The sequence below is a fragment of the Yersinia sp. 2540 StPb PI genome, assembly GCF_052217165.1.
GTDB lineage: Bacteria > Pseudomonadota > Gammaproteobacteria > Enterobacterales > Enterobacteriaceae > Yersinia > Yersinia enterocolitica_E.
Genome location: NZ_JAZGQC010000001.1, coordinates 1,203,731 through 1,215,749, shown reverse-complemented (window position 1 = coordinate 1,215,749; position 12,019 = coordinate 1,203,731). Strand labels below are relative to the sequence as shown.

Genomic DNA, 12,019 nt, shown 5'->3' with positions numbered 1-12,019 from the left:
TCAATGCACCGCCCAGTCAGGGAAAATCATCGGCAAAGTAAATGCTTTTAGCTGCTCAGCAGAGAGTTGACGCCGCTGTGCATTAATCTCTGCGCCCGGCCCTTGACTGTTTGCTTCAAAGAAACGTGAATCTTGTGGATAGAACCAGATTTTCTCGCCTTGCTTATCTTTACCAGACATTTTATCCCACCCGTAAATGTGGTCATCCATCGTCGTATTTATAAATACCGCCTGGCCAATGGCCGCAGGATCAGCATAACGACCATCGTCAAAGGCAGTGGTCGGATGCCACGGACGCCCTAAAGCGAAACTTTTGGCTGGAACACCGGGTTCTTTGGTCAAACGACTGTTGAGGAAAATCAAACCATAAGGTGATGTGTTTAATGTACTGGGGGCAGTAATATAGCCATAGGGTGGCTCAATATCACGACGATCGCGGGTAATAATATTACACCGGTCAAATACCGTAATACCTGAACCAAAAATAAAATCGACATGACCACTGATTTCGCAATCAGTAAAATAGCTACGACTGCCCGTTTTGCTGTACAGCGTATCCTGGTAACCTTCGAGTTTTACTTGCTTAAAGCGCGCCTTATCACTGCTTTCAGCTAATAATAATGCCACAGCTTGAGTGTCTTTTAACTTCGTCGGATCGCTGTCAGCTTTCTTTTTATTGGCCGGGAAATCAAAATCGTTACGAATAGTAAGTTCTTCAGCCGTAAAATTTGCCGCATTGACCCGTACCGTACTACTACCAGATGTTCCCCATTTTTCTCCTTGCGGGTTAAGCATACCGGCTGCCGTATTGGCACTGATCACCGTACCATCACGGTCTTCCCCTTTCAAAGTAACGTTATTACGATTGACCTCTAGCCTTTCGTTATAAATGCCATTTTTCAGGAAAATCACAAACAGCGAATTATCCGCTGGTGCTGATTTTAACGCAGCATTAATCGAGGGAAACTCATTATCCTGAGGCGCAGTAGAAACCACAGCATTATACTGGGCAGCACTGACTTGCCCCAATACAGCAATTGACATCACTCCTAACAATAGCGTTTTACCCAGAAAGTTAATTGGCATTACATGATCCTTAGTTATTAATGCTCGCCAGATTAAAATGGTTTTAGGTTATTATCGATTAAGAAAAGCCAGTTACACTATGGTAAAGTGGCATAATATCAAAAATGGAACATTGTTCTATTTACGTGGATCACATTTTTTGACATTTATAGTTAAATCATAAAAAACCATCTTATATTGAAAGTATGGATAATTTTTAACTCATCTGGCACGCCTATCAGTAACAACTGCATTTTATTCACTCGCGTTACTACTTTATAAAAAGCAACCACCAATAAAAACAATATTTAATCAAAAACATATTATTAGCTAAATATAGATACAATGATAGATATTGATAAAAACTTGCCGAAAAGGGATCTTTGATATATAAAAAAGAAAGAAACAATAAAAAATAGCAAGTCATCAATAAAAACAGGCCCACTAATACATGTGTGTTTATATGGCTTATTTTTATCAATGTAATTTATCAATAACAAATTAACTTACTAGGATATTTTCATTATGGGGATTAAATATAAAATCATTCAGTTTAATATCAATGAGCTTGGGATGGATATAAATCACGTTAAAAATACTTTGTCATTTAAATCATTAGCGTGGGATACTAATGATATAAAAATATCTCAATTAAAATTCTTGGCCAGAAAATTTTATAACGATAAAGTCATCATCTTTCAGGAGGCTCAACGTTATCTGGATGATAAATCCCCACCACCAAACATTCAAAAACTCATATTGCGTTTATCTGATATAGATAGACAAATTTTTTACTCCTATAAACCTTTTAGAAAAATAAGTATTAGCCGATTTATTGTTAAATACATTAATAATCAATGGGAAGTCAGTAATATTGCCTGCCCAGAATTAACTAACTTTACTCAACATGCTGACTACCCCTCAGATTTAAGGCAATTAAAACGTCAATTCCCGCCAATGGACCCGGCAATAAGTCATTCACTTATATTAAAAAAGCTCATAAGGAGTTTCGTCGAAATGCTGTGCGAATGTGAGCATGGGCAAAAAATAGAAAAGGTTGAAGTTACCTGTCATCAGATGTCTTTGATTATTGATAATACAATGAATTCGGTCTGTAATTCGCCAGAGGGCTTACATCAGGATGGATGTGACTATATTGTATCAGCATTAATTATTGATAAATACAATATTGACGGAGGAACGAGTAAACTCTACTGTACAGAAAGAGAAGAGTTTATTAAATCACAAACATTGAACTGTGGTGAAGGTTTGTTTCATATCGATAGAAATTCAACCATTTGGCACAAAGTGACCCCTATAAAATTAAAAAATCCATTAATAAAAACAGGTTACAGAAATATATTAGGCTTCGATTTAAACTATATGCAGTAACAATACCCTCATGTGAAATTAATTTAATGAAAATTAAAATAAATCAAATAAAAACAAAACAAAATATTACACTATCATTACTGTTTTTCATCCACGGAATAGCCTACGCGAGTATCGTTCCCTGGATTCCAGACATAAAAGAAAAGTTTCATCTAAGTCATTATATGGTTGGCATAATGATATCTGCAATCCCAGCAGGAGCAATTGTTATGGGGTTATTGTCCAAGAATTTCATTAACACCATTGGATTATATTGGGCGACAATTATAACATTTTTATTTTTTATAATTATCATATCAATAATACCATTTGCATCATCATGGTATGAAATAACACTACTGCTCTTCCTGTTTGGGGTTTTCGATGCTTGGGCAGATACCTGTATGAATGTGCAGGCACTTAACATACAAAGATTATATGGTCGAAGCTTGATTAATAGATTTCATGGTGCAGAAAGTATCGGCACAATCATGGGGGGGGGCATCGCCATATCAGCAATTGGATTCGGACTGTCTATGGGACAATTTAGTTTTTCCGTATTGCTTATGAACCTAATAATATTGATTAATTATATGATATTTTTCCGAAAAGGGGATTCACTTGATGAACTTTCCCTTCGTGAAAATATTAAAAAAAGTATGGGCACCACAGGTACTCAACTGTATATCATTGCGTTAATCTTGCTAACATTCACTTGCGGTATAGAGGAAACAGCAAGTGTTTGGGGGGCTATCTATATGAATGGTTACTATCAAGTTCCATCTGTTATTTCAGGTTTGCCTTATTTAGCATGTCAGGTATCAATGGTTATAGGGCGAGGATTTGGTGATTACCTGACCAATAAATTGGGTAATATCCCAGTATTAAGATACGGAATTCTAATGGCAGCATTGGGAATCTTAATTGTGATAACTATTCATTCACCAATTGTTTCAATATTAGGTTTTTCACTAATCGGATTAGGGATGTCAGTGGTATTTCCATTAACAATTTCATTTATTGGCCAAATACCCAATATAAACTCGACGAGTGGAGTCGCATTCGCAACTTGGATATCAAGAGTTGGCCTACTTATATTTCCACCGTTAATAGGGATGTTAGCCGACATGACATCATTAAGAACTGCATTGATTATGATATTGGTTAGTTGCGTACTGGCATTCTTATTAATTAATACACTATCAAATACACTAATTAAACAGTTAACCTCAGGAGATAGATAATGAAAAAAACAAAGTGGGCTATCATATCAGGGGATGGACTCCCAACGAGTGGTCTACTCACTATTTTTAGAAATGTTGCAGAAATAGCTATAAAAAACAATAATATTATAAATGAAATACCCGCCGATTTAGGATTTTCTTGGCGGCCGGACAAAAAAAACTTTTTCCCTCATGGTAGTACAGAATCACAATATCCAACATGGATGAGGATAAGTTCTATCCATCAAAAATACTCTTATGATAGCGATCATGGGCACTGTTTTACTCATATCAGAAAGAGGGTAGTAAAATATAAATCATTAACAGGAGAAGAAATTAAACAGATCAATCAAGATATTAATTCTATTGCTAAAATTTATGAGGATTATTTCCTAAGTTGGTTTGAAGATAATAACGTCGATTGGGTATTTTGCTTAAATATTACACTTTCGGATGCCGTTCCTGTTAGCCTGGCACTGCACAACGCAGCGAGAAGGTATTGGGCTAAAAAAGATAACGGCGGTATTATTTTTTGGGATCATGACCTATTTGGTAGTTATGCCATTTATGAACATGAAGAAAGACTATATCCTGAAAAACCCAATATATTGACACCCATACCACAAGATAATACCTATACTAAATGGATAGTTGCGTCTGAAGCCTTGGCGAAGGAAAGTAGAGACTATCCAACAGAACTGGTACCTGATGTCATTCCTAATATATTACCGTCAATCGATGTATCTGCTTTTAGCAATATTCACATTGATTTTTTAAACCAATATAATATAGCTATAGATTCATCTATTGTTATCGTTCCCGTTAGAGTATTTAGAGTCAAGGGTATCGAAATATCAATAAGTGTTTTTAATAAGCTACTTGATATTTATAAAGAAAAAAAACTACCCACGCCGAAACTGTTGATATTCGGGAACATGAATGAAGATCCTGAGTATGCTCATGATTTAAAAGAGCAGGTAAAAAAATACAACCTAGACAATAGTATTATATTTTTAGATGAAGTACCGATAAAAACATATAAAGATAAAGACAACAAATGGCATTTAGATGAAATTGACTTACTTATCATTTGCCATACGTTATCCGGCGCAGTTTTATTTACGCCTAATGTAGAGAACGTGGAAAGTGTCGGTTTAGGTCCAGCACTTGCTGCTATTGCAGGTATTCCCTGCGCAGTGACACAGTATACGGCCTTCACCGAGTTTTATGGCACTGAGTACCATCATATTAAAGTAATCCCAGAACACCCCAGGGATGCTGCACAACAGTTATTTGAATGGATGCAGTTACATGCTGCCGAGGCTGACGAGATTAAAACTCTATTAGCTAATAATAAAAAATTTGTTCAATCAAAATTCCCTAGAGAACCGTGGTGTAAATTTATGCATAAGTTATTATAAATATAGATTATTACTTTCAATAAAAAACTCAATTCAAAGGAATATATAATGAATATTATAGATATTAACATACGCAAAAATAAAAGCGAAATCCCACCCAAAATAAACATTTTAATACTCGGTGCTGGAATGTCGGGTTTAGAGTTAGCTAAGCATTTAAATTGTAGAGGAATAAAAGATATCGTCGTTATAGAAGCTGGTCCAGCAGATGATTACAACCATATAAATGCAGGAGGTGAATATGAACGAGCCAATGAATATTGGAAAAATGAAGGATCTGATAAATACTCCTACCGTTCATGGCATTCTTTAAATGAACCTCATTTTGCTAAAGGAACTTGTCTACGTCGTAGAGTCGGCGGTAGATCCCTTTATTGGCATGGTGTTATTTTACCAATAGAGGCTGAGACACTTAAATTCTGGCCTTCAAATATTGCCCATGATCTTACTGAAAGTTGGTTAGGTGGACCATCACTTTACACACAGGTGCAGTCTGAAATGCTCGCATGGGCAGATAAGAATCACGATATAGATTACTCTCTTCAGCTTTCTGGTTTTGAGTTTAAAATAACACCTCAGGTTATTCGTAATATTGATTCATCAGGTGGCTGGGAATCTTATTCACCACTTTCCTATTGGAAAGAGGATAACCAATTAAGATCTAACCCGAAAATAATTCCTGGGTATGAAGTTATGTCACTCATTATTAAAAATGGTCACTGTATTGGCGCTAAGTTGAGACATATTAGCTCTAATGAGGTATATACCATCTTCGCTGATAAATGTGTTCTCGCCTTAGGTACCATTGAGAATACACGTTTGGCAGCGCAAGTACTTTATGATTCGGGACATTTAATTGAGGAAAAAATAACTGGACTCGTCGATCACATTGTTCAGGGATTTAATGTGACATTTGAGTATTATAAACTACCCGATATGCTGAGAGAGTTAATTGAATATAAACCTGACACTATATTCTTTTGCCATAGTTCCGCAGGAGAAAGATTTAATTTATTTTTCACTATCACCCAATCAGATTTTGGCATTGAATTAGAAGTATGGACAATGGGCGAACAGATCCCCTCCGATCATGGATATATTTGCATAAATAGAAATGATGAGAATATGCCTTTATCAATTTATAGTGGTTTAAATAATGATGATAATGTATTGATACAAAAACAGCGGGATGAACTAAATATATTCTGGCATGGCATTTGTGAAAATATATCAATTCCCTTTTCCCCATTAGTTTTTGAAGGCGGTTTTACTGTCCATGCCAGAACCATGGGGGATGTTTATCATGAATTTCATTCCCCATCGAGGGTAGTCCATGCCAACAAACCCGTCACATGGATAAGCCCACTTGGAACGGAAAACCATGAAAGTAGTACTCTGCCACTGGGAGAGATATTGAATGAAAATCATGAATTTGATCATATCAAAAATTTATATGCTGTTGGCCCAAGTACATTCCCGCGACCCGGTGCGGCTAATCCATCGTTAACAACACTCGCACTATCACGGCGACTTGCTTACATTCTTAATTAACAGAAGGCTAAATTAATAAGGATATTACTTTTATGTGTAAACCAATTTATATTCTCGGTACTGCTCTATCGCATGATGGCTCAACATGTCTAATGAAAGATGGCAAGATTATATTCTCGATTGAGAAGGAAAGAATATCCCGAGTAAAACATGATGGATTTAATGATAATTCAACTATTCAATATTGTTTAGATGCTGCGGGTATTGAATATAAAGACCTCTCATTGATAGTAGAACAAAACTCTTATAATCCATTATTTAGCCAATCATTAGAACAGCGGAAAAATAGGGTTTTACCCCCCATGGTGCCGATCATCACACTTTCTCATCACTTGGCACATGCCTACAGTGCCATAGGAACATCACCTTTTGATGATATGGGTATTGTGGTTATTGATGGCCATGGAGGTAGCTTAGACAGTTGTAATGACATTGTTGCGGATATCAAAGGTGCGAATAGTATCCACGTTAACAATCGTTACCGTTACTGGGAAACATGCAGCTACTACGTTTATCAAGATAGTAAAATCAAGCCTATCTTCAAAGATTTCTCCAGGTGGGTTAATCGAAAGAATCGCAAAGACTATCCTGTTTCGAGCTGGGAAATAGAAAATTCTATTGGTGAGTTTTATGAAGGGATAGCACTGTATATTTTTGGCGAGCTGGATTGCGCAGGTAAGTTGATGGGATTAGCCCCTTACGGAAGGCCGAATGTAATCGATTGGGTGCCCTTCTTTTTCGATTCCGGCAAAGTGGTGTTGCGTAGTGACTGGTGGGCAAAAATAGACCCTCTTTTAAACTCTGGCCCTACTCATTTTCGTGACAACTTCCAATATTACGCCGATTTAGCCTATTGGGCGCAAACCAAACTCGAGGAAGCACTGTTTTATCTGTTCAGCCATTACTACCAACTTTATCCTATGAAAAACTTTGCTTATGCCGGAGGGGTTGCATTAAATGCCACCGCAAATGAAAAGCTCATTACTCATAGTGAGTTTGAGCATCTCTATATCCAACCTGCGGCGGGAGATAACGGGCTATCAATTGGTTGTTGCTATTATGGCTGGTTGGAAGTGCTGAAGAAAGAGCGAGTAAAACACTCTGGCTCAACATACTTTGGCAAAAAATATGATGATATTAGTGTTATGGCAGAGCTTGAAAAGCATACCGATAAAATTGAATATACATACTATGATGATATTGAAGCTATTGCCGCAAAATCCATCGTGGCAGGTAATGTTATTGCCTGGTTCCAAGGGGAGTCTGAATTTGGACCTCGCGCTTTAGGAAACAGAAGTATTTTAGCGGACCCCCGTAACCCTCGAATGAAAGACCATATTAATACTAACGTTAAATATCGCGAGGATTTTCGCCCCTTTGCTCCTGCCGTTTTGCATGAAAAAGCGAATGACTATTTCGACTTGAACCATGACAGTGATCACATGCTATTTATTGCCTATGTCAAAGAAAAATATCGAGTAGCACTACCTTCGATTGTCCATGTAGACGGTAGTGCCCGTGTGCAAACTGTCAAAAAGGAGATGAATAAAAAATTCCATACCTTGATAAATTATTTTTTTGCCGAGACTGGCGTGCCTATATTACTGAATACCTCGTTGAACACCAAAGGAATGCCAATAGTGGAAACCCCTAAGGATGCCATCAATTTATTCTTAAACTGTGGGCTAGATTTCCTGTTCATCAACAATTACATGATATACAAGAAAAATACGTCATTAATTTCTTTGTATTAATACAACTGTAAATCAAATGTATGTTAAAAACATGAGGTTTCTATGCATGAAGATAAATCATCTATTGGTGATAATAACAGCCTAAAAATTGGCATTATCCATTTAATAACAGAAGGCGTACAACTTTTTGTCGGCGGAGTAGGTTCTTATATCAGAGGGCAAATCATGGCATTACCGGAGGTTATTAAATTACTGGCTGATAATAATATCAGCTTAGAACCCCATTTTATTGAAATTGCCTCCAGTAAATATAATTATTTTTTTGACACAAGTAATTATGGTTATTTTATTAACCAAATTCATAATATGGGAGGGACGTTTTCAACTGTACCAGATATGACATTGGGGAAAGGCGTTGATTGTTCATGGCCCTACGGTGATGCTTTTCTTGGTAATTTACAGAACTGGCAAATCTCTTCTGCGGCAGGGGCGGCAAAAATTATTGATCTCAGTACCCATTACGATATCACTCTGGCCTTTTGTCATGAATTGCCGTTCTCGTTCACGCCGCTAATTGCTCGTTTGCATGCGGCTGTTGAGAAACGTAATCTAAAGATTATCTATATTTCCCATGGCACGGCATTTAATCATGAAATGCCATTACCGAATCCTGAACGTATTATGGCTGAATCATTGGCTGTTCACTGGGCCAAGATTGATTCTAATATCAAGCTCGGTAATATCAGCGACTTCCTGGCAATGCACTTAGTGGCACAATACGGTGCTGACCCACAATCATTTATACCGACACCTGCGGGAATAAATATCAATGACCCCTGGTTTCGAATACGCAGTGATCAGGAAATCAGTGACACACTCTCATCACACGGAATATCGCTGGATCACTCATTAGCTATCACTTTAGGCAGAGGGGTTCATTACAAACGCCATGATCTGTTGCTCAGAGCAGCCTGTTATCTGGGTAATGATATTCATCCCGTTATTATGAGTGACCCGATTTTGCCGGAGTTATCTGCCTTAGCGAGCCGACTCGAGATCTCTGCCTCTCTGATCAATTCTTTTGATCGCGAACTAATGGCATGCCTTATTCAATGGCGTAATACGCGGGTTTGCGTTCTTTCTGCTGAGAATGAACCTAATGGATTGATTCCGATGGAATCACGTTGGCTGGCCAGACAACAGGGAGCATTGTTAATTGTTGCCGACTCCGGCGGTTTGAGTGAGCAGGTTGAACATGGGATCGATGGGTTCCTTCACATCCCCGGGAACGCAGCAAGTTTAGCGGAAATAATACGCCAGATTTGCCAATTAACCGACGGCGAAATAGATAAAATCAGGCAAGCCGGAGCTACATTAATAGAAGAGCGCTATAACTGGCGAAACCAAATTTTGTCTCCACTGAGATATCTGATTCCGCAAATTGCAGCTCTGGACTGATGCAGAGCTACAATGTTCAGTTAAGCATTTTGGCGGTGATTTTTTATTGCAGTTTCAGTGCCCCGATTGCGGTATCTAATATTGCATTTTGCCCATTACGGCTGGCTTCCAGGCACCCCATGGCACCGACTAACATTGGAATATCCAACTCTTTAGCCAGAATAGCGCTATGAGACATGATATGCCCCTTGCTTAAACAGATGCCTTTTACCTGCCGGTGGTTCAGCCCAACCATTTGTGAAGGCAATAACTCCTCGGCTAATAATATAATTTCACCGCTAACTGAAAGCGAAACTGGTGGTAGCCCGGTCAAATGGCCCAATGTGCGGTTAAGTATATCGCGGATATCTAATTCCCGAACGCGTAGATACTCATCATCCAGAGCCAGATAATCTTCCACCATTGCCATCAATTCATCCTGCAATGCCGATTCTGCACAAACTAACTGATGCTCCAGGCGCGCATCCATCGCCTGATGCAGTTCCTCATCATCAATCAGCATCACATGAGCGTTAAAAATAGCCGCAGCTTCAGGGCTAATCTGTTGTTCTGCCTGTTGTGCCAACTGCTGCAAATCAGCCACAGTTTGCGCCAACGCCTGTTGTAAACGCCGCTGCTCTTTAGCTACCTGTTCAGCATTGATTGTTTGAGGTAAAAAAACCGGAATGGCGGGTAACCATTGCAACAATGGTGCACTAATCGCGCCACGAGGCACCATGACGCCAGTAAATTCCCCCTCACTGGTGGTGGTGACGAATTCGCCAAAATGTTGTCGCGCCAATTGCATAAAAGCATCTAGCGCCTCGCCTGCTTGCTCACCACTGGCCAGCAAACGAATGGTATCACCTTTACGAACTTGCAATATTGCGAGCTGGTTCAGGCTGCGTGGATTCACACACTGACCATTTTTTTCCAGCAGTAAATCTGCCGCGAACGGAGCCAATGCTTCGACCAATTTAGCCGCCGGTCGCACATGTAACCCGTTAGGGTTGCGCACCACCCAACTGACACTCTGAGCATCCGCTGCCGCCTTAGCCACCGCATTACTAGCAGGTACCACGGCTTCTTCCCCTAGCTGAGTGGCTTTAGCTATCAACGCCCCCATTGCTTCAGCACGGACGTCGGCAAGTGAAGCGCCAGATGATGCAGCGACGACAGCTGCGAGAGTCCCTTCCACCAGTGGTGCGGCACAGAGTTGCACCTGCTGCGCCATATCGGGGTCTAATAGCTCCAGTGCCGTTTCTGCGCTGAGTAAGGCACTGCCTAAATCCATCAATACCAGTACGCCCGATGGGGTGTAAACCGACTCAATGGCTTCCATCACTTTAATGGCATCCGTGCCAATAGGATGATCCAGGTCGTCTACACCGGCAGCAACCGCTAACTGGCAGCTCCCTTGTGTCATTTGCTGTGCCAGTTCGGCCACACCCTGAGCCAGCAGCGCGCTATGAGAAACTACAACGAGATTGACCATCTTTCCTCCTGATAAACGTGTCAGTCCAGCCTGATTAATGACTGGCAACCTGCCATAACGCCTGCATCATCAGCATAGCTGATGTTGCCCCTGGGTCCTGATGACCAATACTCCGTTCACCCAGATAGCTGGCACGGCCTTTGCGGGCCTGCATAGTAATAGTGTCGGCCAATGCTTGCTGGGCACGTTCAACGGCCTGCTGCAATGCATCTACCACCGTGACTCCCTGCTGATTTGCCTGTTCGAGTTGCGCCACTACCGCCCACCAAACATCACACATCGTTTTATCGCCCGGCTCCGCTTTACCGCGCATCACCACCCCTTCCACACCATCTTTAAACATCTGACAAACCGCCGTCAGATCGAGGCTCTGCTTAGCATTCGTGCTTTGTGCTGCGCGAATAAAAAACGTGCCAAACAGCGGACCGCTGGCGCCGCCAACACTTGAAAGCAGTGTCATACCGGTATTTTTCAGGATAAAACCAATGTCTTTATCGGCAAAGGTCGGTAACTTTTCGACCACTTTATTAAAGCCGCGATTCATGTTCAGGCCATGGTCGCCGTCGCCGATTTCAGTATCCAACTGCGTCAAAAAATCTCGCTGCTCGCTGAAAACTTCAGCACATAGCTGTAACCAACTGACAATTTGTTGTTTGGTGAGTCCCATATTTTTCTCCTGGCACATGGTTTTATAAGATTATTTTCAGCACTTGTGCTGACTTAAGCTCAGTGATTCGGGTTGGTGAAAGCCGCGCGTCCCTG

The 12,019-nt window shown here is 40.1% G+C and carries 9 protein-coding genes; 6 read left to right on the top strand and 3 right to left on the bottom strand.

Annotated elements, in window-relative coordinates:
- Entirely contained in the window at positions 1-1,086 is a 1,086-nt protein-coding gene (locus V1956_RS05455; RefSeq protein ID WP_442824890.1) for a pectinesterase family protein, read from the bottom strand.
- A 504-nt stretch (positions 1,087-1,590) separates the two neighbouring features.
- Between V1956_RS05455 and V1956_RS05450 the strand changes: the two genes are divergently transcribed.
- The 6 genes from V1956_RS05450 to V1956_RS05425 are packed head-to-tail and all read left to right on the top strand — an operon-like array spanning position 1,591 to position 9,783.
- A complete protein-coding gene (locus V1956_RS05450) occupies positions 1,591-2,457 on the top strand; it encodes a 2OG-Fe dioxygenase family protein (RefSeq protein ID WP_442824889.1) in 867 nt (288 codons plus the stop codon).
- 26 nt (positions 2,458-2,483) lie between these two features.
- Complete coding sequence (locus V1956_RS05445) at positions 2,484-3,680, top strand: MFS transporter (protein ID WP_442824888.1); 1,197 nt, start codon at positions 2,484-2,486, stop codon at positions 3,678-3,680.
- Positions 3,680-5,080 carry a hypothetical protein gene (locus V1956_RS05440; protein WP_442824887.1) on the top strand — a complete coding sequence of 467 codons (1,401 nt, stop codon included), beginning with the start codon at positions 3,680-3,682 and terminating at the stop codon, positions 5,078-5,080. The genes V1956_RS05445 and V1956_RS05440 overlap by 1 nt, the downstream gene beginning before the upstream one ends.
- 48 nt (positions 5,081-5,128) lie before the next feature.
- Positions 5,129-6,631, top strand: a complete 1,503-nt coding sequence (locus V1956_RS05435; RefSeq protein ID WP_442824886.1) for a GMC family oxidoreductase — start codon at positions 5,129-5,131, stop codon at positions 6,629-6,631.
- Positions 6,632-6,663: 32 nt separating this feature from the next.
- The gene (locus V1956_RS05430) at positions 6,664-8,385 is read left to right on the top strand and encodes a carbamoyltransferase family protein (RefSeq protein ID WP_372557925.1); all 1,722 of its coding nucleotides are present in this window, start codon (positions 6,664-6,666) and stop codon (positions 8,383-8,385) included.
- 42 nt (positions 8,386-8,427) lie between these two features.
- Positions 8,428-9,783: a glycosyltransferase family 4 protein gene (locus V1956_RS05425; protein ID WP_372557924.1), complete on the top strand. Its 1,356-nt coding sequence runs from the start codon at positions 8,428-8,430 to the stop codon at positions 9,781-9,783.
- 43 nt (positions 9,784-9,826) lie between these two features.
- Here V1956_RS05425 and dhaM read toward each other — a convergent pair whose 3' ends face one another.
- The gene (gene dhaM / locus V1956_RS05420; RefSeq protein ID WP_420071715.1) at positions 9,827-11,257 is read right to left on the bottom strand and encodes a dihydroxyacetone kinase phosphoryl donor subunit DhaM; all 1,431 of its coding nucleotides are present in this window, start codon (positions 11,255-11,257) and stop codon (positions 9,827-9,829) included.
- A 34-nt stretch (positions 11,258-11,291) separates the two neighbouring features.
- On the bottom strand, positions 11,292-11,924 hold the full coding sequence (gene dhaL, locus V1956_RS05415) for a dihydroxyacetone kinase subunit DhaL (RefSeq protein ID WP_372557922.1): 633 nt from the start codon (positions 11,922-11,924) through the stop codon (positions 11,292-11,294).
- Positions 11,925-12,019 lie beyond the last annotated feature (95 nt).